The sequence below is a fragment of the Plantibacter flavus genome (assembly GCF_900177615.1).
In the GTDB taxonomy this organism is placed as follows: Bacteria; Actinomycetota; Actinomycetes; order Actinomycetales; family Microbacteriaceae; genus Plantibacter; species Plantibacter flavus.
In genome coordinates, this window is the sequence record NZ_FXAP01000004.1 from 306,053 (window position 1) to 330,689 (window position 24,637).

A 24,637-nucleotide genomic window follows, 5' to 3' on the forward strand; every position below is an offset into this window, starting at 1 on the left:
GGGACGGGCAACGAACACCGGTCACTGAGCCTGTCGAAGTGCACACGCGAGACACCACCCTTCGACAAGCTCAGGGACCGGAGAGGGTTTCAGGGACCGGCGAGGGTTCCAGGGACCGGAGAAGGTTTCAGGGACCGGAGAAGACTCCAGGGACCGGAACGAGGACGGGCGACGAACACCGGTCACTGAGCCTGTCGAAGTGCACCACAACCGATGCCCGCGACGGCTCCGAAGAGTTCCCTGACCGGTACCGGCACCGTGTGCGCGCGACCTGGCGCACATATGGAGTTCCTGTGGGCGACACGTCCAGGGGTGTTACCTGTTCGTTATCAGTCCTAGGATCGGGCAACGGGTTCCGGCCCGGACGATGTACGCAGCGCGACGGAGGCCGACGATGGACCAACGCTACGACCCCGCGTTCCAGCGCGGACACACCGACGATCGCCCGCGCCCGAACGTGGGTGACACCGGCCGCCGCAGCCGCCTCGCGTCGCTCGAGGAGGTCGCCCCGCAGCTCATCCAGCCGCCGACCGACGGACGACCCGTCCGCCCACCGACCGACGACCGGTTCGACGATGGCCCGCGCGCCCAGCCGTCCCGCGGCATGCCATCGCAGACCGACCGTCGCGTGCACCCGTTCGAAGCCCGGACCGGCGACACCACGGCGGTCGCCGATCCGCCTGGGGCGGCGGGTCCCGACACGCAGCAGACCCAGCTCGACCAGGAACGGTACGGCGAGTACCTCGACGCCGCCGACGCCCACCGGGTCCGCGCCGCCGTCTGGGAACGGGTCCTCTGGATCGTCGGTGTCGTCTTCACCCTCGGCGGCGGCGTGGGGCTGTGGCAGTCGTTCACCCTGCTGTACCGCGGGTTCGTCGGAGACAGCGGCCCGACCGACAACTACCTCTGGATGCAGTTCCTCGGAGCACTCGCCCCGACCCTCATCACGATCGGCCTCGCCACCATCGTCGCGCTGCTGTTCAAGCGCATGCTCGACCACGACCGCAGGAGCCGACCATGACCGAGCAGAGCAACACCAGCCGCGCCCCGCGGGACACCGTCGCCGAACTGAAGCCACCGTTGAACGCCGAGGAGTTCCAGGTGCTGGCCGAGCGCATCCTCGACAACGTCGAGCGCGTCCTCGACGGCAAGCCGTTCGCGGCCCGGATGGCGCTCATCGTGATGCTCGCCGAGGGTCACCTGCTCATCGAGGACGTCCCCGGCGTCGGCAAGACGGTCCTCGCGAAAGCCCTCGCCGCATCCGTCGGCAGCACCGTCCGCCGCATCCAGTTCACGCCCGACCTGCTCCCGTCCGACGTCACCGGCGTCTCGATCTTCAACCAGGTGGACCGCGAGTTCGAGTTCAAGCCCGGCGCGGTATTCGCGAACATCGTCATCGCCGACGAGATCAACCGCTCCTCGCCGAAGACCCAGTCGGCGCTGCTCGAGTCGATGGAGGAGCGTCAGGTCACGGTCGACGGCGAGACGCACGCCCTGCCGTCGCCGTTCACGGTCGTCGCCACGCAGAACCCGCTCGAGATGGAGGGCACCTACGCCCTGCCGGAGGCTCAGCGCGACCGCTTCATGGCGCGCATCTCGATGGGGTACCCCGACGCGTCCGCGGAGCTCGCGATGCTCCGCCAGCGTGACACGGTCAACCCGCTCGACACCATCGGTCCGGTCGCGTCGCGCGGCGACGTCGAACGCCTCATCGCCTGGGCCCGCGGTGTCTTCGTGTCGCCGATCGTGGAGCAGTACTGCGTCTCGCTCGTGCAGGCGACCCGCGTGCACCCCGAACTCCGACTCGGCGCGAGCCCGCGAGCCACCCTGCAGCTCGTCCGCGCGGCCAAGGTGCTCGCAGCGCTCGACGGCCGCGAGTTCGTCCTCCCCGACGACATCGACCAGCTGCTCGCACCGGTCCTCGCCCACCGGCTCATCCCCACCCGCCGTGCGGTGAGCGCCCACGACCGCTCAGGTGTCCAGGCCGTCTCCGAGGTGCTCGTCGAGCTGCTGGAGCGGACACCCGTGCCGCACTCCGGTCGCACCGAGCTGAGGTCCTGATCCGATGGCCCCGCACCGCGACCGCTGGATCGCCGTGATCCGGCACCGGAGGTCCTGAGCCCATGAAGCGTCGCGTGCCGTTGACGAGACGCGCGGTCGGCGTGCTCATCGCGGCCGGCGTGTGCCTCATCTTCGCGCGCGGGATCGGCTCGCCAGAGTTACTCGCAGCGGCCGGCCTGCTCGTCGCGCTCGTGGCCGCCAGCTTCGGCGCGGTCTACCTCGAGCGACCGTCGCTCCGGGTCGACCGCATCACCCGGCCCGACCTCGTCGCGGTCGGCGGGCGGATCTCCGTCGAGGTCACGATCGCCGAGACGAGCGCACTCCCCCACGTCCACACGGAGTGGAAGGACCGCGTGCCGGCCGGACTCGCCGGCAGCGCCGAGGGGACCCTGCCGAGTACCGGCGTCGCGGGCATCGGTTCACGCCGCCGGACGGCCGAGTACACCGTGACGGCGCTGCGTCGCGGGGAGCACGAGCTCGGCCCGCTCGGGCTGACCGTGAGCGACCCGTTCGGACTCGTCGTCCGTCGTCGCGACGTGGGCGGGACGCATGCGGTCGTCGTCCTGCCAGAGGTCGTCGCCCTCCCCGAGATCCCCGCGCTCACGGCCAGTCGCGACGGTTCCACCCGCCCGTCGTCGCTGCACGTCGGCGCGGGCGAGGACGACATCATCGCCCGTCCCTACCTGCCGGGGGACGCGATCCGCCGACTGCACTGGCGGGCGAGCGCGCACCACGGTGAGCTGATGGTGCGGCAGGAGGAGCAGCGCAACGACCCCGAGGCGACCGTACTCCTGGACACCGCCGCAGCCCACTGGGCCTGGCCCGACGACGATCCGTCGTACCTGCCGGCGTTCGAGCAGGCCGTGTCGCTGGCCGCCTCGATCACCGCCCACCTCGTCGACGCCGACTACCGCGTCAACCTGGTCGGTGCCGGCACCGAGGAGCTCTCCCGGGAGATCAGCGCGAGATCCGCGTCCGGTGGCCTGCGGTCCAGCCCCGTCGGCGACATGGGCGACGCGCTCGCCCGCGGCGGGCAACATCTCGAGGAGGACGACCTCGACGCCGCCCTGCTCGACCTGGCCCTCCTGCGACCATCGGTGCAGCCCAATCGGTTCCTCGACCTCTCACCCGTCATCGCCGCGCGCCGGTCGCAACCGGTCATCGCGATCCTCGGCGACGTCGAGGAGGGCGACCTCGGCGAGCTGACCGCCGTCGCGCACCTCTCACCACTCCCCGTCGCACTCCTCCCGGCCGGCGCCCGGCGTCGGAGCATCGAGCTCCTGGAATCAGCCGGGTGGCGCTGTCACGTCGGCGAGCGCGGCGCATCGTTCCAGGCCCTGTGGTCCGGCACGAGCGGTCCGGCGACCACCACGCTGGCGCCGCAGTCGGTCGGCCGCGGCGGTCGGGGCGGCCAGGGCGGTCGCCGGGGCGCCGGAGGTGCGTATGTCCGTCGCTGAGGAACGCCGCGCGGCGGCGGCCGCCCGTGGCCGTGTGCCGTCTCGCGGAGGGGTGCCCTCGGGTGTCCGTCCTAGTGCCCGCTCGTCGACCCCCCGGCGACCGTCGCGCGGTGGAACCAGCGGTGGGTCGTGGTCGGGAAGCGCCGGCGGACGCCGCGACGACCCGCGCGACACCGCGAACGTCGGCGATCTGCGCTTGGGCCTCGCCGCCTTCCTCCTCCTCGCGACGGGCGGTCTCGGCTTCGGGCGGGTGCTCGACGCGCTCGGCTGGTGGTTCGTCACGAACCTCGTCATCGCGATCGTCCTCGCCACGGTGATCCTCCTCCGGCGCACGAGACTGCCGGCGGTGTTCGTGTGGCTCGGCGCCGGCGTCGCGTGGCTGTTGACGATCACGCTGTTCTTCGCCAGCGAGACGGCGATCGTCGGCATCGTCCCGACCCCGACGACGCTCGGCGCCTTCGAGCGATTGCGTGACGCCGGGTTCCAGACCTTCCACGACGGCTCCGCCCCACTCGACACCGACGCCGGCGTGGTCTTCGTCATGGCCGCGGGCGGCGGCCTCGTCGCGCTGGCGGTCGCCTGGCTCGTGCTCGGCCGGCACGCGCCGGTGCTCGCAGCCGTCCTGGTCTTCGCCGTGTACGCCGGGCCGACGGTCGCCGTGTCGTTCCCCCTCGATCCGTGGGTGTTCGCGTTCGTCGCGCTCTCCTTCCTCTGGCTGCTCCGTGAGGACGTCCGACGCCGGGAGCTGCTGCGAGGCCTTGCCTCGGCCCGGGCTGCCGGCGATGGACGCGGCGTCGGCCCGTCGGCGATGACCGGTGCCGGTCGATTCGGAGGCCTCGGCCCGGCCGTCCTGGTCAGTGCCGTGGCCGTGGTGGTCGCCCTCCTCACGCCGGCCGTGCTCCCCGACCTCGCCGTGCGGGACGTCACCGCCGGCGCCCGCGGCAGCGGTCCGTTCGTGAACGGCATCAACCCGCTCATCTCGCTCGGCCAGAGCCTGCGGCGCCCCGCGAACACGACCGCCCTGGAGTACACGACCACCGCCGACGAACCGCCGTACCTCAAGGTCACCGACCTCAACGAGTTCACCGGCACCGTCTGGGGACCGGACAACTCCGGCTACAACGACGGCAACACGCTGGACGCCTTCCCCGCGCCGGCGGGGCTCAGCGAAGCGATCCCGGTGGAGACCTTCGAGACGACGGTCACGGTGGACGCGCTGTCGAGCCCGTGGCTGCCGCTGCCGTATCCGACGCAAAAGGTCGACGGGCTCCGCGGTGACTGGCGGTTCGAGGCCGCCGGGCTGACGGCGATGGCGGAGCGTGGATCCACCCGCGGGCAGACGTACACGGCGACGAGCACGGCGATCCTGCCGACGGCGCAGCAGATGCGCGACGTCCCGCCGGTCGCCGACCCGGCGTCCGCCGCCCCGTACCTCGAGCTACCCGACGACCTGCCGCAGATCATCCGGGACACGGCCGCCGACGTCACGGCGACCGCCTCGACCGACTACGACCGAGCGATCGCCCTGCAGCGCTACTTCCGCAGCACCTTCGAGTACTCGGAGTCGGCACCCGTCGAGGAGGGCTTCGACGGCAGCGGGGCGGAGGTCATCGCGACGTTCCTGGAGCGCAAGGCCGGCTACTGCATCCACTTCTCATCCGCGATGGCCGTGATGTCGCGCGTCCTCGGCATCCCCGCGCGCATCGCCATCGGGTACCTGCCGGGCACGACGATCGACAACACCCCGGCGAACCGTGACACCTACATCGTCACCTCGGACCAGTTGCACGCCTGGCCGGAGCTGTACTTCGAGGGTGTGGGCTGGGTGCCGTTCGAGCCGACGGCCAGCCGTGGGGTCGTGACGCAGTTCAGTGATGCGAGCACGGCGACGCCTGGCAGCGGATCGGTGAGTCCCGACAGCCGTCCGGCTCCGACCGCGGCGTCGACGCCCACCCCCACCGCGGACGCGCTCGGCGGACCGACCTCGACCCAGTCCGGCGGGGCCTTCACCGCGGCCCTCGTCCCGCTCTCGATCCTGCTCGGTGTGCTGGTGCTGCTCGCCACCCCGTCGATCGCCCGAGGTCTCCGGCGTGCGGCCGGGCGGCGGCGTGCCCTCGCCGACGGGACGTCGTCGGGCTGGGCCTGGTCGGAGTTCCTCGACACCGCCCGCGACCTCGGCTTCCCCGTGACGTCGGCGGAGTCACCACGCGGGTTCGCGTCGAGGTTGCGTGGGCAGTTCCGGATCGAGTCCCCGGCCGTCGACCGGCTGGTGGCGGCGGTCGAACGGGAGAGCTATGCGCCGAGTGCCGGTGAGCGACCCGACGGCTGGGGCGATCCGCGGATCGGTTCCTCGGCTGGCGGTGCGGCGAGCGCCGGTTCGATCGACGCGGCGTTGGCTGAGGCGAAGGCGGCCCTGCGGTCGGCGAGCCAGCCGCTCGAACGTGTCCTCGCGGCAGTCCTCCCTCGATCGCTCGTGCTGCGGCGCGACCAACGGGTGGACTGGCGACCGCCTGCCGCGAGCTGACTGGAGCGGCGGTCCGTGTCGGTGTCTCCGACCGTGGGTGTTCGTGCTCGGCCGGGCTCGGAGCGCGGCGGCGGGGCCGGGTGGCGCGCGGCGGTCCGGGAACCAGGTATGCTGCTATCTGGCCGTTTTTCACAAACAGCCATGGAGAATTCGCCTAGTGGCCTATGGCGCACGCTTGGAAAGCGTGTTGGGTTAACGCCCTCGGGGGTTCGAATCCCCCATTCTCCGCCAGCTTCGCCGTGAACGCCCCGCCCACCGCGGGGCGTTCTGCGTTTCCGGGGTCAACCCAAGTGACGTATTCCCGTGGTGCCAGCGCGGTGCGCTGACGTGAGCGCGGGTCACACGCGTGACCGCGGGTCTCCGGAGGGTCGCGCTCAGGGCTACGACCCGCGCCCACGCCGAATGCGCGACTCCCGGGTCAGCGCACCGCGCTGACGCCGAGTCCGCCCACCTCACGTCAGCGCACCGCGCTGAATGAGTGGATCATTCGATGGTTGACAGTTAGAACTCAAAGCGTTAGTGTTCTAACCATGGACGACGAGACACCCACTCTCAGCAGCGCACTCGAACTGGTCCGTTGGATCGGGTGGGCCCAGCGCAAAGCCGGCGAGGACTGGATCCGAGCCCGCGAGCTCAGTCACGAACAGGCCTTCGTCCTCGGCCACCTCGTCCGGCATCCAGGATCGAGCCAACGCGACATCGCCGAGGTGAGCCGGACGAGCGCCGCCAGCGTCTCGAGCCTCCTGCAGGGACTCGAACGTCGAGACCTCGTCGAACGCCGCACGGAAGACGGAAACGCACGCACCAAGCGCGTCTACGCCACCCCGCTCGGCACCGACCTCATCGCCGGGTTCGAGACCGCGATGGCCGAGGCCGACGACATCATCCTCACCCCGTTGGACCAGAGCGAACGCGACACCCTGCACGCTCTGCTCACGAAGCTGACGGCCCACCTGCCGCAGCCGACCCGCTGATCGACGCTCGGGGAACCCGAGCTCCCTGACCACGCGCCGAGACCACTCGCCGCGTCATCCACCGACCGCCGCACACGATGGCGACCGCGAACGCCACGACGGCGCTGTCCGTCGCGCCCGGACGCCTGCTGAGCCCTTCCGCCCAGCCGCGCCGGACGACCACCCCATCATCGAACCCTCGCCGCGCCGGCGCTCATCGTCGCGCCCGGAACCCGCCCGAAACGGAGCCTGCCATGCACCCCGACGACCACACCGATCCGACAACCGGAACACCCATCGACCGCAGCACCGCACCCTCGACGGACGCCGCATCCACGACCACTTCCGTCCCTGCCGCCGCACCCGACACCGCGACCGCCTCCGCTCCGGTCACCGGCGCCGCGAACGCGGTGGGTGGCAACCGCTGGTACCTCTCGACCGCCCCGATCATCAGGGCACTGATCCACCTGTGCGTCCCGATGGCAGCGGCCCTGGTCGTGAGCGCCGTCTACAACCTCATCAACGCGGGTGTCGTCGGCTCGCTGCACGACACCACCCTGCTCGCCGCGATCACGCTCGGAGCCCCGATCCTCGGACTGATCATGGCCATCGGCGACCTGTTCGGCGTCGGTGGCGGCGCCCTCATCTCCAGACTCCTGGGCGCCTCCGAACACGACCCGGCACAGGCCGGGGACATCAAACGGGCCGCCTCCTTCTCCGTCTGGGGCGCATTCCTGACGGGCGCCGTCCTGGGTGGGATCGGCCTCGTCTTCCTCGGTCCACTCGTGTCACTGCTCGGGGCGGACGCGGTCACCGCCCCGGCGACCTCGGCGTTCATCGGTGTCATGCTCGCGTTCATCCCCGTCATGGCGACCGCGTTCTGCCTGGAACAGCTCGTGCGGGCCGAGGGTGCCGCCCGTCAGGTGATGATCGCCCTCATCGCGTCGGCCGTGGCGAACCTCGTCCTCGATCTCGTCTTCATCCTCGGCTTCGGCTGGGGTGTCGCCGGTGCGGCGCTCGCGATGGGCGTGGCGAACCTCGGTGTCCTCGTCTACTTCGTGGCGTGGTTGCAGCGCAACAGCGAGCACGTCAGCCTGGCACCGCGCTGGTTCACGCTGTCACCGACCATCCTCAAGCCGGTCCTCGGGGTCGGTGTCAGCACGCTCCTGCAGTCCGGGTTCCTCATCGTCACCGCGCTCGTGTTGAACACGCTGGCCGCGGCCTACGGAGACGCCCCACTCGCCGCCATGGGCGTCGCGGTCCGGATCGCCCAGGTACCCGAGTTCCTGGTGATGGGCGTCACCTTCGGCGTGCTCCCACTGCTCGCCTACGCGTTCGGCAAGGGCGACGGCGCGCGCCTCCGGTCCGCTCTCCGCGCCTCGGCACTCGCGGTCGGTGGGATCTCGGTCCTCTTCGCCGGCGTCGTCTTCGTCCTGCGTGAGCCGATCGTCTCCGCGTTCATCGCCGATCCCGCCGTCCTCGGCCTCGGCGTCACGATCCTCGTCGCCCAGCTCACCGCGATGATCGCCAACGGGTTCACCGGGCTCATCACCTCGCTCTTCCAAGCGACCGGGCGAGCACTTCCCGCGGCGGTCATGGCCGTCACCCAGGGCGTGCTGTTCGTCCCGATCGTCCTCCTCGGGAACCTGTGGTTCGGACTCGGTGGCATCGTCTGGTCGCTCACCGTGACGGAGGTCATCGTCTTCCTGGTGGGGGTCCTGCTCTGGCTCGGCTCGCGACGGGCCATCGATCGGGGGCTCGCAGCCGGTTCCCCGGAGCGCGCCGAGGCGCAACTCGCCGACGCCTGACGGACTGCCAGCGCGGTGCGCTGACGTGAGCGCGGGTCACACGCGCGGGCGCGGGCCTCCAGAGGGCCGCGCCCACGTCCATGACCCGCGCTCACGCCGATTGCAGCTATCTCACGTCAGCGCACCGCGCCGGCGCCCACACCACCGCGCTCGGGTCGGCGCTCCGCGCTGGCGACACCCCGCCGGGCGCGCGGACCGGCCCGGGCGCATCACCCCGCCGAGGCGTCGAGGACCACCCGCATCACCGCGTTCTCGATGAGCACCCCGCGGCGCTCGACGCGCTGCTCGCGGACCACGACGAAGCCGTGGCGCTCGAACACCGGCTGCGCCGTCCGACTCGCCTGCACGGTCACCTCCCCGAGCCCCACCGCCCGGGCTTCGTCGAGCACCTGACGGATGAGCGCGGACCCGACACCGCGTCGTCCCGCGTCCGGATCGACGAACAGCATGTCGAGGTAGCCGGTCTCGACGTGCAGATCGGTGAATCCGACCACCGAACCGTCGAGCTCGGCCACCCACGTCGTCACCGCGGCACGCCGGGCGGCCCAATCGTCCAGCACGGCGCCTGCCGGGTCGTCCGGCACCCAGGCGGCGAGCTGCTCGGCCGTGTAGTGGGCGGCAGCCGTCACCCGCACCGCGCGCCGGAAGACCGACCTGGTCGCTCGCGCATCGGTGTCGCGGTAGCGGCGGATCCGGGCGTCATCGAGCACGCGCGTCAGCCTAGCCGGAGCGCCGGGAGGCCGCGACGCCGCGAGCAAGCGACCTCAGCCCTCGAACGCCGGGATCTCCGAGAGCTCGGTGTACACGGGGATTCCGCGCTGACGGGCGATCGCGACGTCGGTGTCGGCACCGGACGACTCCCCCGGCAACCGGAGTACGGCGTCGCAGTGCTGGAGCAACCGCCTCGCCGTCTCGTACATCACGTCACTGTCGCCCGCCGCGGTGTCGATCCCACGCAGGATCGGCAGCGCGACCCACTCCCCGATCATCGGGACGTGACCGAGCGCGTAGATGGGCGCCGCAGCGGCTTCGAGTCGTTCCAGGTTGCGGGCGATGGCGTCGGGATCACCGCCGGTCCCGGAGCGGTAAGGGCCGGCGATGAGAATGAGGAGTGGCGTTGTCATGTCCAGCACTGTAGCGTTAACCGTGCACGATCGTGCAACATCACGAAGGAGCACGCATGCTGAGCGCCCAACGACGGTCACACCTGCTCGACCTCCTCGATCGGGACGGCCGGATCGTCGCGAAGGACGCCGCTGCTGCGCTCGGACTCTCCGAGGACTCGATCCGCCGAGACCTCCGCGAGCTGGCCGAAGCCGGCCTCTGCGTCCGCGTCTACGGCGGGGCGCTCCCGGTCCCGGCGGCCGACCGCCCGTTCCGGGATCGACTGTCCCTCGGGACGGCGAGCAAGGAGCGCGTCGCCCGCATCGCCGCCGAGCGGATCCGACCCGGCAGCACCATCATCATCGACGCCGGCACCACCGCGCTCGCACTCGCGCGACTCCTCCCGGACGACCCGACCCTCACCGTCATCACCCCGAGCCCGGCGGTCGCACTCGCCGTGGCGGAGCACTCGCCGGCACGCGTCATCATGATCGGCGGCGAACTCGGACGTCACTCGATGGTCGCGGGCGGCGCTCTCGCCGCGGAAGCCATTCGCCACCTGAGCGCCGACGCCTGCTTCCTCGGCGTCACGGGCTTCCATCCCGAACACGGCCTCACCACCGGCGACCTCGACGACGCCGCGACGAAACGGGCCCTCGCCGAGCGCAGCACCGACGTCTACGTGCTCGCGAGCGAGGAGAAGGTCGGAGCCGTCTCCCGGTACCCGGTGCTCGATGTCGGCGAGGTCACCGAGGTCATCGTCGACCCGAAGACGGACGGACCTGATCCATCGACGCGAACCGAGGGTTCAGACGCGCGGGATCATCAGGATCGCGGGTAGGTCTCGGCGAGGAACGCGGCGTAGCCACCCGGGGTCCGGCCGCGTCGCCGACCCGAGGTCTCGACGGGCGCATCCAGCGTCGGCACGACCTGGAGGCCCGATGCCCGGGCACGCTCGACGAGATCGACGTCCTCATGCTCGGCCAGCTCACGGAAGCCGCCGAGTTCGTCGAGCCGATCGGCCCGGACACCCAGATTGGCCCCGTGTACGTTGCCCGGCAGATGTCCGGGCGGGTGGGTCAGCGACCACCGCTCCACGTCGTCCTCGGAGAAGTCCGTGAAGGCGGGACGGACGGTCCCGAGGAGGACGTCGACACCGTCGTCGAACGCATCGGCGTGCACGGAGAACCAGTCCTCCGGGACGCGCGAGTCGGCGTCGGTGTTGGCGATCCACCGCTCTGACACGTCGGCAGCGGCCGATCCGACAGCACCTGATCCCCCAGCACCCGATCCCACAGCGGCCGCGACACCCGCCCGCCGGGCCGCCCCGACACTGCGCTCGTCGATGACGACGGTGACCGCCTCCTCGGGGCCGAAGCCCGCCAACCGCGCCCGGACGATCCGCGCCGTGTCGTCGCGGCAGTCGTCGAGCACCACGACGATCCCCACCTGCAGCTCGGGACGGACACGCAGCACGGCGGAACGCGCGATGAGCAGCGCGTCGAGGCATGCCCCGATCAGCTCCTCCTCGTCGTGTGCGGGCACGACGGCATCGATCCGACGCAGCATCAGCCCGTCAGACCGTCCACCGCGGCGACGCTCGCCTCATCGGCAGGCACGAGGACGTCGAGCAGGAAGTCGTCCTCGACGTGCTGGATCGACCGACGGCCGGGCCAGCGTTCGAGCAACCGGCGATGGACGAACTCGGCCGAGGTCGTGGCGTGGTCGTCGGCGTGCCGCCAGTGACATGCGACGATGCTCCCGCCGGGAGCGAGCGAGCCGAGGAGGTGGTCGATGACCCGGTCGAGGTCGCTCGCCGACAGGTAGTAGCCGACCTCCGACATCACCACGAGGTCGAACGCACCACTCGGCCAGTCGTCCGGGAGTGTGCCCCGTTCGAACCGGGCCGCGGGCACCCGTCGACGGGCGGTCTCGAGTGGCGCTTCGGCGATGTCGACCCCGAGCACGTCGTCGCTGCGGTCCGCGAGCCGCTCCGTGAGGACGCCCGTCGCGCAGCCGAGTTCGAGCACCGAGCCAAAGCGCTGACGCGGCAGGGCGGCGAGGAGGACCCGACGTTTGCGCTCCTCGTACCAGGACCCGAAGTCCCAGCCGTCGGGGTGGTCGCGGTAGTGGTCCTCGAACGACTCCTTCGACCGCGAGGTCGTATCGGCCGTCGCTGCGTCGGTGGCGGTGTCGGTGTCGGAATCCGCCGCCGCACCTGCATCCGGGTCGCCGTCGGGCTCGAGGCCCAGCGCACGTCCGTTCGGGAACAGCACCTCGAACCGCCGTGCGTAGTGCTGCAGATGGTGGTGGTCGACGATCGCCTCGTCGCCCGGTGCGTCCGAGAGGGGCTCCGTCTGCGAGGGGTAGGCGTCCATCGCGGCGATCTTCGCTCCGTGCGCCGCCGCGTCGAGCGGCACGATCCGCGCCTCGGCCCACGGCAGGGTCGCGTCGTCGGTGTCGGCCCAGTGCCAGAGCCAGATGGGGAACTCCACGAGCGCGAGGTCGAGCTCGGTCGCGAGGGCCGTGGCGAGTTCGCTCGCGATCCGGTGGTCGCGGTGCCCGTCGCCGCGCCAGGGGGCGACGATGAGCGGTCGCGACCCGGCGGTGGCGACGGCTGCACGCAGTCGCTCCGCGATGCCCGCGCGTTCGGTGTCGAGGCCGCCGTCCGGGATGTGCAGGACGTCGTACCCGACCGTCGGGTGGAGACGACCGACCGCGTCGACGAACTCCGCCTCCCGGCGCGGGGCGAGTTCCTCGGGGGTGGTGGTCGGCGAGTCGGGGTGCGATCCCTCGCCGAGGGTCACGAGGAGGACCTCGACCGGGATCCCGGCGGCTGCGGCTGCCGCGATCAGCCCGCCGGCTCCGAGCGACTCGTCGTCGGGGTGCGGCGACAGGACGACGACATCGGTGGCGTGGCGCCAGCCGTCCCAGACGGGCAGGTCGAGCTCGTGCAAGCGGGTCGCCCAGGCGGCTGCCGACGTGCCGGGATCGCGGTGGTCGAAGGCGGGCATCAGTCGGCCTCCACCAGCATGCGGCCGTAGCGCGCGAGGTCGCGGTCGCCGTGGTCCTGCTGGACGTAGAGCTCGAGGTCGGACATCCGCGCGAGATACGCGGGTTCGGAGGTGAGCGGGCCGGGACCGAGTGCTCCGAGCACCCCGGCGCGGATGGCGTCGACCCGACCGCGGACCGTCGACCGCACGCGCTGGGCGAGGCGCGGACCGGCCACGTCGTCGGCGTGGCCGTGCTCGATGGCCTGGGCCGCGTCGGCGATCGCCTGCTCGGCGATCGAGAGGTCGATGGCCGCGGCGCCGAGCGTGCGGAGGAGGAGGTCGGCGTCGGGTCGCGTGCGTGCAGCGGCGAGCAGGCGGTCGACGAGCGTGATCGCGCCGCCCCACCAGCAGGCGGCGACGCCGATCCCGCCCCAGGAGAAGCCGGGGCGTCGCAGGTACCACCCGTCGTCGCCGACCGGGGAGGCGGGGACCCCGTCGAAGCCGACCGGGCCACTCGGGACGAGCGGCAGTCCGCGGGCGAGCCACGCGCTGTCGTCGGTCGTGACCCCGGGGTCGGTGAGTGCGACGGCGAACAGCCGCCGCTCCCCCGGCGCGGTGTGGGCGGTGACGAGGGCGTCGCTCAGGTGGGACGCGAGGGAGCACCACGGCTTGGTGCCCGTCAGCTGCCAGGCGTCGTCGACCATGGTCGCGTCGAGACGCAGCCCTGGTGCCTCGGCCGCGAACACACCCCAGGTGGAGACGGCCGGCGGTTCGAGGTCGGCCTGATGCAGGATGGCGAGCGCGTCGAGGTGCGGTTCGACGACGCGTGCGAGCGTGACGTCGACCGCCGCGATCGCGCCGAGTCCCGCGAAGACCCGCCCGGCGGTGTGCTGTTCGAGCGGGCCGACGAGTCGCACGGCCGTCGACGTGAAGGCCAGGCGCGACTCGATGCTCGCCAACGCCCCTGTCGCCGCGTCGTGCAGGGCGCCGAGGTCGAGGGAGGTGCCGCTGGTGGGCCAGGCGGTCGGCTGCAGACGGATCATGCGTTCCGCGTCTGGTGTCGGGGTTCCATCGGTGCGCGCATGCGACCTCCTCGCGTCGTGGAGGTCCAAGTCTCGCACCGCCACGCGACGCCGCCCGCCCCTGGACCGCGACCATCGACCCTGGTAGTGGGTCAGCGCGGTGCGCTGACGCGAGCGCGGGTCAGCGACGTGGGCGCGGGTCTCCGGAGGGGTGCCAGCGCGGTGCGCTGACGCGAGCGCGGGTCATCGACGTGGGCGCGGGTCTCCGGAAGGGCGCGCTCGGTCGCCTGACCCGCGCTCACGCCGATTCCCTCGGGTTCACGTCAGCGCACCGCGCTGACGCCAGGTTTCGACACCTCAGCCCAGCGCACCGCGCCGGCACCCCGCTCGGGCGAGGTGCCGGGCACCGGCTCAGTCGCGGAAGAGGGCGCTGTAGGCGTTGATCGCCGGCTGCCCACCGAGGTGCGCGTAGAGGACGTTGCTGGACGCCGGGATGTCACCGCTCGTCACGAGGTCGATGAGCCCCGCCATCGACTTCCCCTCGTACACCGGGTCGATGATCACGCCCTCGAGCCGACCGGTCAAGCGGATCGCCTCCATCGTCGACTCGACCGGGATCCCGTAGAGGTCGCCCGCCCACCCCTCCAACACCGTGATCTCGTCGTCGCGAAGCTCGCGCTCGAGGCCGATGAGCTCCGCCGTGTTGCGGGCGATGCGTGCGACCTGGTCGCGGGTCTCCTGGATCTTCGCCGACGCGTCGATGCCGATCACCCGGCGCGGTCGGTCCTGCCCGGCGAACCCGGCGATCATGCCGGCGTGCGTGGACCCGGTGACGCTGCAGACGACGATCGTGTCGAAGAACACCCCGAGTTCACGCTCCTGCTGCTCGACCTCGGCGGCCCAGTTCGCGAATCCCAGACCACCGAGCCGGTGATCCGACGCCCCGGCCGGGATCGCGTACGGGGTGCCGCCGCGTTCGCGCACGTCGTCGAGGGCACGTTCCCAGCTCGACTTGAAGCCGATGCCGAAGCCCGCGGGATCGAGACGGACCTCGGCACCCATGATCCGCGACAGCATGATGTTGCCGACCCGGTCGTTCACCGAGTCGGGCCAGTCCACCCAGTTCTCCTGCACGAGCACGGCCTGCATCCCGAGCTTCGCCGCGACCGCAGCGACCTGACGCGTGTGGTTGGACTGGTAGCCACCGATCGACACGAGCGTGTCGGCACCCTGCGCGATCGCGTCGGGGATGAGGTACTCCAGCTTGCGGGTCTTGTTGCCGCCGTAGGCGAGACCGCTGTTGACGTCCTCGCGCTTGGCCCAGATCGTCGCGCCACCGAGGTGGGCGGTGAGGCGGTTGAGTTCGTGGACGGGACTCGGTCCGAAGGTGAGCGGGTAGCGCGAGAAGTCGCTGAGGGACATGTGGTGGCTCCTGGGTCTCGGTGGTGCGGCTGAGTGGTGGCGATCGGTGCCGGCGGGCCCCTCGACGAGCTCGGGGAGCGGGTCGGGTGGTGGGGAACGGGTCAAGTGGTGGGCGCCGCTCAGTCCTCGTCGAGGTGGGCGAGGACGAGGTCGGCGAGGGTCGTCCAGTTGCCCCGGACGAGCGCGGCCGCCGCGTCGACGTCCCCCTCCGCACAGTGCTCGATGACGGCGTCGTGCTGCGCGATCGACCCGCGCGCGGCGACCGAGGAGAATCGCAACCGTTCGATCCGGCGCAGCAACGGGGTGACCGCCTCGAGCGCATCACGGATGAACGGATTCCCGGCCACGTCCACAGCCACGGCGTGGAAGGCGTCGTCCGCTGCGAGCGCCGCGTCGGCATCGTCACGTTGGAGCGCGGTTGCGAAGTCACGGTTCGCCGCGCGCATGCGATCGAGGTCGGCCGCGCTCAGGTGCGGCACCGCCTCACGGACGGCGAGTTCGTGCATGGCGGCGGCGACCGCCTGCGCCTGCAACGTCGCCCGGCTGTCGAGCGGGGCGACGACGGTCGACCGTCCGGGTTTCGCGATGACGAGCCCACTCCGGGCGAGGCGCAGGACGGCCTCACGGATGGGCGTGCGGCTCACGCCGAGCCAGCGTTCGAGTTCGGTGTCGACGAGCTTCTCGCCCGGAACAAATGTCCCGTCGACGATCGCGTTGCGGAGCGACTGATAGACGTCGTCGCGGAGGAGCGCTCGGCGATGCGGGTTGGCTTGAGCGGGAGCAGGCATGCAATATATTGCACATCGCGAGACCGCGAAGTCAAGCGCATCAGCGCAATCGGGTGGACCGGCTCGAAGAATGGGGTATTCGTCCTACTTGTCCCCCAGATGGCGGATTGTCCACCCACTGAAAGCAGGCCACGATGGTCGGCGGGGGTGAGCGCGTGGTGCGACGGGGTGACAAACCGGTGACGGTCAGACCGCATCCACGCGTGCTCTGGAGCGCGGTCCTGAGCGCCGCCATCGTCGTCCTCCCCGTCTGGGGTGTCTCGCTCTGGCTCGTCGGCCCCGCCCCGAGTGTCGAACGCGCGTGGGTCATCACGCTCGGCATCATCGGCATGGTCGTGCTGCTCGGCGTGGCCGTCCTGTCTCGACGCCAACGCATCGTCGTGTGTCGTGACGGGTTCCTCGAGCAGCCCATCGTCGGGCGGCAACGGTTCGTGCCGCGGGAGGCGATCGGCCGCAGCCTGCTCTTCGAGTTCCGAGGTCGGGGGCTGCAAGCGAGCTCGCAGTTCTTCGTCTGCGACGCCGAGAACCGACCGCTCCTCCGCATGCGCAGCAACCGCTGGAGCACGGACAGCATCGCGGCTGTCGTCGCCGCCTACGACGGCCCGGTGGAGCGACCTCGCCAGCCGGTCTCGCTCGACGACCTGCGCGAAGACCACCCCGATCTGCTCACCCCCCTCGAGCGCCTGCGCTGGGCGCGCGCCGAACTGCTCTAACCGACACGTCTCGCACCGGCTACTGCGATGGAGCGCCAGAGCGCTGTCGCACCGCGCGGGATCCGGTCCGGGTCGGACACCGACCGGGTCAGAGCGCCTTCGCGTACCAGTGGGCCCCGGGATCGCCGTCCACCCGGATGAAGCCCGTCCGCTGGTAGAACTGCTGCGCCCCGGTGTTCGCGACGCCGACTCCGAGGTGCACGCCCGGGACGCCGCGCTCCGCGAGGAGCTCGCAGAACGTGTCGATGAGCCGTCTGCCGACACCCATCCCCTGTGTCTCCGGCAGCAGGTCGATGTGCAGGTGCGCCGGATACTGCGCGAGGAGTTCCGGGGCCAGACCCCCGCGGTCGGTCGCGGATCGGACGATGCCGCGTTCCCCCTCCGAGGCGGCACCGGAGGCCGCCGCGGCCTCGTACTTCCTCTCGACGGTCGGCCACCAGCGCTCGACGAACCAGCGGTCGAAGGAGGTCGTGTCCGCGGTGCCCAGGATGTAGCCGATCGGGCCGGCACCGGCGTCGACGAGCAGCGCCAACTCGGGCTCGTGCTCGACGTAGGGCAAGGCATAGATGTCGGGCAGGAGGTCGTCCGTGCTGAACTGCCCGGTCGCGTCCGCCCCCGAGTCGCCCGTTCGGGTGCAGATCGCCGCCACGGCGGCGCGGTCGGACGGTCGGTACGCGCGGATCTCGGTCACCGCGCCAGCCTAACCGGCGGGGCACCCCGACGGACCGGTTCGCCGTCTTTCGGGTGCCTGCTCCCCCTCCCGGTACTTGAGCTCCCACCCTCCCGGTCCTTGAGCTCCCACCCTCCCGGTCCCTGAGCCCCCACCCTCCCGGTCCCTGAGCCCCCACCCTCCCGGTCCCTGAGCCCCAGCCTCCCCGGTCCCTGAGCCTGTCGAAGGGCGGCATTCCTTCGTGAGCCCGTCCCCCACCCTCCGGTCCCTGAGCCCCAGCCTCCCCGGTCCCTGAGCCTGTCGAAGGGCGGCGTTCCTTCGTGAGCCCGCCCCCCACCCTCCGGTCCCTGAGCCCCAGCCTCCCCGGTCCCTGAGCCTGTCGAAGGGCGGCGTCCACCCGTGTGCCCTTCGGTAAGCTCAGGGACCGATCGAGGTGCGGCCCAGGGATCGAGGTGCGGCCCGAAATCCGACCGAGGGGGCGATCGAGGTGTGGCCCAAGGATCGAGGAGCGGCCCAGGGTCCGACCGAGGAGCGGCCCAGGGACCGACCGAGGGGGCGATCAAGGCGCGACCCACGGACCACCCGAGGCACGACCCACGCCCCGGTTCAACCGGGTTGCCTAGGCTGAGACTCGTGACATGGCGACCAGGGAGCATCGACGCGGCCGTCGAGCAGTGGCGACTCGTGCCCGACGGCGAGCTCATCGTGACGCCGTCGAGCCGGCTGCTCCCCGTGACGCACCACGGACGACCGGCGATGCTCAAGGTGCCGCTCGTCCACGAGGAGGCGCTCGGCGGGCGGCTGCTCGCGGCGTGGAACGGCGCCGGGTGTGCGGCGGTGTTCGCGGGCGATGACCACGCGATCGTCCTGGAACGCGCGACGAGCGGCCGTGATCTCGCCTCGCTGACCCGCGCAGGTGGCGACCTCGGAGCCGTCGCGATCCTGTGCTCCGTGCTCGACACTCTGCACACGGCGATCGCAACCCCGGCGCAGACCGATGCCGGTGGCGTCATCGCCGAGCTCCCGACGCTCCGCCGGTGGTTCCGCGAGCTGCTCGCCGACGACGACTCAGCCCCCGGCACTCTCCTCGGTGATCCGGCGAGCGCCGCGTTCCTCGAGCGTGGGCGGGAGCTCGCCGATCGACTGCTCGACACCACGACCCCCGCCGACGTCGTCGTGCTCCACGGGGACCTCCACCACATGAACGTGCTCGAGTTCGCACCCGGCGACTGGCGGGCGATCGATCCCAAGGGCATCGTCGGCCACCGCGCCTTCGACGCCGCAGCACTGTTCAGCAACCCCGATCCAGCGACGGCGCGGAACCCGCAGCTGTTCGCCGACCGGATAGAGCTGGTGAGTCGATCGCTCGGCCTGTCGCGAACCGTCCTCCTCGAGTGGGGGGTCGCGCGCTCCGCACTGTCCGCCGTGTGGTCGCTGCAGGACGGGCTGCTCGACGACGCCCGGGCCACCGTCGAGCTCGGTCGCCTCGCCGAAGACGGCCTCCGGTAGGTACGCGCCCTTCGACAAGCTCAGGGACCGGGGAACCACTCAGGGAACGGGGAACCACTCAGAGACCGCGAACCACTCAGGGACCGAGGAACCACTCAGAGACCGGGGAACCGCTCAGGGAACGGGGGAACCTTCTGGGACCGGGGGAACCTTCTGGATCGGGACTCCACTCAGGGAATGGGGAACCGCTCAGGGGAACGGGACACCGCTTGAGGAACGGGGCAGCCGCTCAGCGGCGGCGACGCGTCCCGAAGATGCCCTCGACGACACCGGTGAGGATCGACCGCGTCGCCTTCGACCCGAGGATCTCCTCGAGCGGACTCTTCGTCGACGTCGACGACGACCTCGTCGACGTCCGGCGGGTCGTGCCGGCGGTCTTCCGGAGCAACCGTTCGTACTCGGCGTCGGCCTTCTTCTGCGCCGCGGCCTGCGCCTTGTCGGCGGCGGCCTGCTGCTTCGCGAGTTCCGCCGCGATGCGCTGCCGTTCGAGTTCGGCCTCGGCGGCGAGCGCAGCCTGGTTCGCCTCCTCGAGCTTCGCGGTCAGGATCTCCCTCGCCGACTCACGGTCGACGGGCGTCCCGTACCGCGCGAGCAACGGTGAGGCCGCGATCGCCGCGTCGATCGCCGTGTCGGCACTGGGCGACATGAGTCCCTGCGGCGCCCGCAGTCTCGTCCACGCGACCGGCGACGGCGCCCCCTTCTCGTTCATCACGGTGACGACCGCCTCACCGGTGCCGAGGGAGGTGAGGACCTCGCCGAGCGCGTAGCCGGAGGTCGGGTAGGTCGACACGGTCGCTTTGAGTGCCTTCGCGTCGTCCGGGGTGAAGGCCCGGAGGGCGTGCTGCACGCGCGAGCCGAGCTGCGCGAGCACCTCGCCCGGGACGTCCTTCGGCGTCTGGGTGACGAAGAAGATGCCGACACCCTTCGACCGGATGAGTCTGACCGTCTGCGTGATCTGGGCGAGGAAGTCCTTCGACGCGTCGCGGAACAGCAGGTGCGCCTCGTCGAAGAAGAACACGAGCTTCGGTTTCTCGGGGTCGCCCACCTCGGGGAGGGTGTTGAAGAGGTCGGCGAGCAACCACATGAGGAACGTCGAGTAGAGGGCCGGCTGGTTCTGGACGCCCGGCACCTCGAGCAGACTGACGATGCCCTTCCCGCTCGGGTCGAGGCGGATGAAGTCGGCGGTGTCGATCTCGGGTTCGCCGAAGAAGACGTCGGCGCCCTGGTCGGCGAAGGTGATGAGCTCGCGCAGGATCACCCCGACGGTGGCGCCCGACAGCCCACCGAGCTCCTGCAGCTCGCCCTTGCCGTCGTCGCTCGCGAGGTAGGTGAGGACCGCGCGCAGGTCGCTCAGGTCGAGGAGCGGCAGGCCCGCCTTGTCGGCGTAGTGGAAGACGAGGCCGAGGCTGGACTCCTGCGTGGCGTTGAGGCCGAGGACCTTGCTCAGCAGCAACGGGCCGAAGGCGGCGATGGTGGCTCGGATCGGGACGCCCTTGCCGACGCCGCCGAGCGCGAAGTACTCCGTCGGGGTGGCGGCCGGCGTCCAGTCCTGGCCGATGCCGCGGGTGCGGTCGAGGAGCTTCTCGTTCGACTCCCCCGGGGTCGCGATGCCCGAGAGGTCACCTTTGATGTCCGCGGCGAACACGGGGACACCGGCGGCCGAGAGCTGCTCGACGAGGCCCTGGAGCGTGCGGGTCTTCCCGGTTCCGGTGGCGCCGGCGACGAGCCCGTGCCGGTTCATGACGCTGAGCGGAATGCGGACCTGCACACCGGGCAGCGGTTCGCCGTTGACCAGGGCACCCATCTCGAGCGCCGGGCCGTGCACGAGGTAGCCGTCGCGGATCTTCAGCACGTCGTCGAGGCCGAGCGGGCCCGGGCCGATGGTGTCGGCGCTGAGGTCATCGGTGCTGCTGGCGCCGTCGCCGCTGCTGCTGGGGGCCGTGCTGCTGGTGTCGCCACCGGCCGCGTCGTCGGTTGGGACGTCCGCCGGGACATCGGCTGGGGCCTCGGCGGCCGGCGCGTCACTCTCGGATCCGGGGCCCGCCGGCTCGACCGGTGACGCCGCCGCCGAGGCACCGCCCGACGCGGTGATCCCGGCCCCGGCGAGCGCCGCTGCCGCCTCGGCCGCCTTCACCTTCGCTGCGGCGAGCGCCGCCTGCGCCTGGGCGGCTTCGAGCTCGGCCTGTGCGTGGGCGGCGGCAGCCTGGAGTGCGGCGATCTGTGGGTCGGATGCTGCATCACTGGGCGTCATGTGCCGAGCCTAGCGACGCGTTCCCCACGGGTCGAGGGGTCGCGCGAGGGCGAGGCGGCTGCTCCGATCACCACTGTTCGCGGATGCGCTCCTGGTCGACGACGGCACGCAGGTCGGACAGTCGCCGCATCCCGGCCAGCGGTTGCGCCATGCGGGTGTTCTGCCGGATGCGCGGTTCCACGCGGTCGAGGAAGGCCCAGTACCCGGCGGTGAAGGGGCAGGCGTCCTCGCCCAGCCGCACCTTGGGATTGAAGACGCACCCACCGCAGTAGTCGGACATCTTGTCGATGTACGCACCGCCCGAGGCGTAGGGCTTCGTCGCGACGATGCCGCCGTCCGCGTGCTGCGACATGCCGATGACGTTCGCGGGCATCACCCAGGGGGTGCCGTCGACGAACATGTCGATGAACCAGTCGTTGAGTGCGACCGGGTCGTATCCGTGCTGCAGGGCCCAGTTGCCGAGCACCATGAGCCGCTGGATGTGGTGCGCCCAACCGTGGCGACGCATCCCGTCGATCGTCTCGCGGAGGCAGTTGGACTGGATGGCGGTGGCGTCGAGTTCGCGGAACTGACGTGGGAGCGGCTCGTGTGCTCCGAGGGCGTTGTGACTCGTCCGGTACGGCTCGCCGAGGTGCCAGTAGAGATGCCAGACGTAGTCGCGCCAGCCGATGATCTGGCGGGTGAAGCCCTCGACGCTCGACAGCGGTGCGCGACCGGCGTGGTACTCGGCGACCACGGTCTCGACGGCGTCGCGCGGGTCGAGCAGGCCGAGGTTGAGCGGCGCGCTCAGCAGGGAGTGCGCCATCGTCCAGTCGCCGCCGAGCATGGCGTCCTCGAACGGTCCGAAGTCACCCAGCCGCGTCTCGATGAAGTCCGCGAGCGCCGCCTCCGCCTCGGCCGCGGTGGCCGCGAAGCGCCGGGGCCCGTCGTCGCCGACCAGCTGGACCAGTCCGTCGCGCTGCCACCGGTCGAGGTCCTCCCGGACCTCCGCGTCGATGTCGTCCTCCTCGGGCCAGAGCGGCTCGGGCAGACCGAGCCGGGCGGCTCCCTTCGGCGGCGGGTTGCGGTTGTCGTGGTCGTAGTTCCAGCGGCCGCCCTCCGGCTGGTCGCCGCGCATGAGGATCCCGGTCCGCTCCCGCACCGTGCGGTAGAAGTCCTCCAGGAGGAGCCGCTTGCCGTCCCGCGTCGACGCCCAGGCCGCGAAGTCCGGCTCCGAGGTCACGAAGCCGCGGCTCGGGAGCACCCGGAGTCCGCGCTCACGGACGAAGCGCCGAGCCGTCCACGAGGGCGGGTCGATCACCTCGAGGTCGGCGCCGACCTCGACGACCTCCTCGTAGCGGTCGACCTGGTGGAACTCCGCCCGCTCGCCGAGTTCCGCCGCACGATGTCGGATGGCCGAGAGGAAGAGGTGCGCCTTCGCCCGGTGCATCGGTCGCTTGTTGAAGGTGGACTTCGATTCGATGAGCAGGGTCGGTCCGCCGTCGTCGAACGCCGGGCCGAGCTGGCCGGTGAGGATCCATCGCCGACGAGGGGTCGCTTCGTCGTCGCGCTCGGCGGCGCTCCGGCCAATGGTGTCCATCGCCTCAGGCTACGCGTGACGAGACACACCGCCGGGGGCTTGCTCAGCGCGGTGCGCTGACGTGAGCGCGCCGCGCGCGCGTGAGCGCGGGTCTCCGGAGACCTGCGCTCACGCAGCCGGGATGCGCTGGCGCCGACTCCCCGGCACTCACGTCAGCGCACCGCGCCGGCACCCACAGACCCGCGACCCGACCAGGCGCCGAGCGCGAATCAGGCGCCGAGCGCGACCGCCGTCCACGACACGGGCGGGAGCGTGATCGTCAGGGAGCCGTCGGCGAGCGACGCGCTCTCGTTCGCGACGAGACCGACGCGCTCGCGGTCGTCGATCGTGTTCTTCGCGTAGACGTCCTCGTCGTGGATGCCGTTCGCCTCGACGATCGAACCGACGCCGAGCGCCGAGACGTCGACGGTCACCGTGATCGCCTCGTCCTGGTGGCGGTTCACGAGGAACACGGCCGCGGTCCCGGCCTCGGCGTCGTACGTCGCGACCGAGTCGACGAGTGGCGCGTCGCCGTGGACCTTCGTGGTGTAGGTAGCGACCTCGATGCGCGGCGCGAGCACGACACCCGACGCGAGCCGACTGGTGACCGAGAACGGGAAGAACGTCGTCTGCCGCCAGGCGCCACCGCCCGGCTCGGTCATGATCGGGGCGATGACGTTCACGAGCTGCGCGAGGCTCGCGGAACCGACGCGGTCGCTGTGCTTGAGCAGCGTCATCAGCAGGTTGCCGAACACGACCGCGTCCGCGACCGAGTAGACGTCCTCGATGAGGCGGGGCGCGTAAGCCCACTCCTCGATCGTGCCTTCGATCGCGTTCCACTCGTCGAGGTACCAGACGTTCCACTCGTCGAACGAGAGCTGGATCTGCTTGTCGGAGTGACGCTTGTGCTGCACGTGGTCGGCGGCCGCGACGACCGTCCGGATGAAGTACTCCATGTTGAGGGACGACGCGAGGAACGACCCGAGGTCGCCGTCGCGCTCCTGGTAGTACGCGTGGCAGGAGATGTAGTCAACAGAGTCGAAGCTGTGCTCGAGGACGGTGCGCTCCCAGTCGCCGAAGGTCGGCATCGAGGAACTCGACGAACCGCAGACGACGAGTTCGAGCTTCGGGTCGACCATCTTCATCGCGGACGCGGTCCGGGCGGCCAGCTTGCCGTAGTCGTCGGCCGACATCGCGCCGACCTGCCACGGCCCGTCCATCTCGTTACCGAGACACCACATGCTGATGCCGTAGGGCTCTGGTGCGCCGTTCGCGATCCGCTGGTCGGACAGCGCGGTGCCGCTCGGGTGGTTCGTGTACTCGAGGAGGTCGAGCGCTTCGAGCACCCCCCGCGTGCCGAGGTTGACGGCCATCATCATCTCGCTGCCGGTGAGCTTGCACCACTTGGCGAACTCGTCGACGCCGACCTGGTTGGTCTCGAGCGAGTGCCAGGCCAGGTCGCGGCGCACGGGGCGGTTCTCGCGCGGCCCGACGCCGTCCTCCCAGCGGTAGCCGGAGACGAAGTTGCCGCCGGGGTAGCGGATGGTGCTCGTGCCGAGCTCCGTGACGAGGTCGACGACGTCGCCGCGGAAACCGTCGGCGTCGGCGGTGGGGTGACCGGGCTCGTAGATGCCGTCGTAGACGCAGCGTCCCAGGTGCTCCACGAACGAGCCGAAGATCCGGCGGTTGACGGGGGCGACCGTGGCATTCGGGTCGATGGCGATGCGTGCGGTGGTCATTGGGGTCCTCTCCGGGGACGACGTCGTCCAGATTTCTACAACGTTGAAGGTAAACGTTGTAGAAG

General features: G+C 71.1%; 20 protein-coding genes and 1 tRNA gene. 10 read left to right on the forward strand and 11 right to left on the reverse strand.

The features are described from left to right. Positions 1–394: 394 nt before the first annotated feature. From B9Y95_RS13910 to B9Y95_RS13940, 7 genes are all read left to right on the forward strand, one after another. The gene (locus tag B9Y95_RS13910) at positions 395–1,021 is read left to right on the forward strand and encodes a hypothetical protein (protein ID WP_085512566.1); all 627 of its coding nucleotides are present in this window, start codon (positions 395–397) and stop codon (positions 1,019–1,021) included. Further along, the gene (locus B9Y95_RS13915) at positions 1,018–2,061 is read left to right on the forward strand and encodes an AAA family ATPase (protein ID WP_085512568.1); all 1,044 of its coding nucleotides are present in this window, start codon (positions 1,018–1,020) and stop codon (positions 2,059–2,061) included. The genes B9Y95_RS13910 and B9Y95_RS13915 overlap by 4 nt, the downstream gene beginning before the upstream one ends. 62 nt (positions 2,062–2,123) lie before the next feature. Further along, positions 2,124–3,518, forward strand: coding sequence for a DUF58 domain-containing protein (locus B9Y95_RS13920; RefSeq protein WP_085512569.1), 1,395 nt, complete (start codon positions 2,124–2,126; stop codon positions 3,516–3,518). Further along, the gene (locus B9Y95_RS13925) at positions 3,505–6,042 is read left to right on the forward strand and encodes a transglutaminase TgpA family protein (protein ID WP_123539741.1); all 2,538 of its coding nucleotides are present in this window, start codon (positions 3,505–3,507) and stop codon (positions 6,040–6,042) included. The genes B9Y95_RS13920 and B9Y95_RS13925 overlap by 14 nt, the downstream gene beginning before the upstream one ends. 143 nt (positions 6,043–6,185) lie before the next feature. Then, positions 6,186–6,273 (forward strand) — tRNA-Ser (locus B9Y95_RS13930). 299 nt (positions 6,274–6,572) lie between these two features. Further along, the gene (locus tag B9Y95_RS13935; RefSeq protein WP_085512573.1) at positions 6,573–7,016 is read left to right on the forward strand and encodes a MarR family winged helix-turn-helix transcriptional regulator; all 444 of its coding nucleotides are present in this window, start codon (positions 6,573–6,575) and stop codon (positions 7,014–7,016) included. Between the two features lie 233 nt (positions 7,017–7,249). Further along, positions 7,250–8,803 carry an MATE family efflux transporter gene (locus tag B9Y95_RS13940; RefSeq protein ID WP_085512576.1) on the forward strand — a complete coding sequence of 518 codons (1,554 nt, stop codon included), beginning with the start codon at positions 7,250–7,252 and terminating at the stop codon, positions 8,801–8,803. Between the two features lie 209 nt (positions 8,804–9,012). Here the strand turns inward: B9Y95_RS13940 and B9Y95_RS13945 are convergent, their stop codons facing one another. Together B9Y95_RS13945 and B9Y95_RS13950 are read right to left on the reverse strand one after the other, a co-directional pair. Next, entirely contained in the window at positions 9,013–9,513 is a 501-nt protein-coding gene (locus tag B9Y95_RS13945) for a GNAT family N-acetyltransferase (RefSeq protein ID WP_159453414.1), read from the reverse strand. 54 nt (positions 9,514–9,567) lie between these two features. Further along, on the reverse strand, positions 9,568–9,927 hold the full coding sequence (locus tag B9Y95_RS13950) for a DUF4406 domain-containing protein (protein ID WP_085512580.1): 360 nt from the start codon (positions 9,925–9,927) through the stop codon (positions 9,568–9,570). A 56-nt stretch (positions 9,928–9,983) separates the two neighbouring features. Between B9Y95_RS13950 and B9Y95_RS13955 the strand changes: the two genes are divergently transcribed. Then, positions 9,984–10,748, forward strand: coding sequence for a DeoR/GlpR family DNA-binding transcription regulator (locus B9Y95_RS13955; protein ID WP_085512583.1), 765 nt, complete (start codon positions 9,984–9,986; stop codon positions 10,746–10,748). Here B9Y95_RS13955 and B9Y95_RS13960 read toward each other — a convergent pair. The 5 genes from B9Y95_RS13960 to B9Y95_RS13980 all read right to left on the reverse strand — a co-directional run bounded on the left by B9Y95_RS13960 (position 10,733) and on the right by B9Y95_RS13980 (position 16,132). Continuing rightward, complete coding sequence (locus B9Y95_RS13960; RefSeq protein ID WP_234994110.1) at positions 10,733–11,452, reverse strand: glycosyltransferase family 2 protein; 720 nt, start codon at positions 11,450–11,452, stop codon at positions 10,733–10,735. The genes B9Y95_RS13955 and B9Y95_RS13960 overlap by 16 nt on opposite strands. A gap of 23 nt (positions 11,453–11,475) precedes the next feature. Continuing rightward, complete coding sequence (locus tag B9Y95_RS13965; RefSeq protein ID WP_085512588.1) at positions 11,476–12,921, reverse strand: bifunctional PIG-L family deacetylase/class I SAM-dependent methyltransferase; 1,446 nt, start codon at positions 12,919–12,921, stop codon at positions 11,476–11,478. Next, on the reverse strand, positions 12,921–13,943 hold the full coding sequence (locus tag B9Y95_RS13970) for an acyl-CoA/acyl-ACP dehydrogenase (RefSeq protein ID WP_085512590.1): 1,023 nt from the start codon (positions 13,941–13,943) through the stop codon (positions 12,921–12,923). Before B9Y95_RS13970 ends, B9Y95_RS13965 begins: the two co-directional genes overlap by 1 nt. A 390-nt stretch (positions 13,944–14,333) precedes the next feature. Beyond that, positions 14,334–15,344 carry a 1-aminocyclopropane-1-carboxylate deaminase gene (locus B9Y95_RS13975; RefSeq protein ID WP_079706802.1) on the reverse strand — a complete coding sequence of 337 codons (1,011 nt, stop codon included), beginning with the start codon at positions 15,342–15,344 and terminating at the stop codon, positions 14,334–14,336. Between the two features lie 119 nt (positions 15,345–15,463). Then, the gene (locus B9Y95_RS13980) at positions 15,464–16,132 is read right to left on the reverse strand and encodes a GntR family transcriptional regulator (protein WP_085512592.1); all 669 of its coding nucleotides are present in this window, start codon (positions 16,130–16,132) and stop codon (positions 15,464–15,466) included. Positions 16,133–16,335: 203 nt separating this feature from the next. Between B9Y95_RS13980 and B9Y95_RS13985 the strand changes: the two genes are divergently transcribed. Beyond that, complete coding sequence (locus tag B9Y95_RS13985; protein ID WP_143736493.1) at positions 16,336–16,845, forward strand: hypothetical protein; 510 nt, start codon at positions 16,336–16,338, stop codon at positions 16,843–16,845. Between the two features lie 88 nt (positions 16,846–16,933). Here the strand turns inward: B9Y95_RS13985 and B9Y95_RS13990 are convergent, their stop codons facing one another. Continuing rightward, positions 16,934–17,536 carry a GNAT family N-acetyltransferase gene (locus B9Y95_RS13990; RefSeq protein WP_085512597.1) on the reverse strand — a complete coding sequence of 201 codons (603 nt, stop codon included), beginning with the start codon at positions 17,534–17,536 and terminating at the stop codon, positions 16,934–16,936. 612 nt (positions 17,537–18,148) lie between these two features. On the opposite strand from B9Y95_RS13990, the gene B9Y95_RS13995 reads away from it, so the two are divergent. After that, entirely contained in the window at positions 18,149–19,024 is an 876-nt protein-coding gene (locus tag B9Y95_RS13995; protein WP_200811421.1) for an aminoglycoside phosphotransferase family protein, read from the forward strand. A 229-nt stretch (positions 19,025–19,253) separates the two neighbouring features. Here B9Y95_RS13995 and B9Y95_RS14000 read toward each other — a convergent pair whose 3' ends face one another. From B9Y95_RS14000 to arfA, 3 genes are all read right to left on the reverse strand, one after another. After that, positions 19,254–21,275, reverse strand: coding sequence for a helicase HerA-like domain-containing protein (locus tag B9Y95_RS14000; RefSeq protein WP_085512599.1), 2,022 nt, complete (start codon positions 21,273–21,275; stop codon positions 19,254–19,256). A gap of 67 nt (positions 21,276–21,342) precedes the next feature. After that, a complete protein-coding gene (locus B9Y95_RS14005) occupies positions 21,343–22,854 on the reverse strand; it encodes a cryptochrome/photolyase family protein (protein WP_085512602.1) in 1,512 nt (503 codons plus the stop codon). Positions 22,855–23,063: 209 nt separating this feature from the next. Next, on the reverse strand, positions 23,064–24,572 hold the full coding sequence (gene arfA / locus B9Y95_RS14010) for an arabinosylfuranosidase ArfA (RefSeq protein ID WP_085512604.1): 1,509 nt from the start codon (positions 24,570–24,572) through the stop codon (positions 23,064–23,066). Positions 24,573–24,637 lie beyond the last annotated feature (65 nt).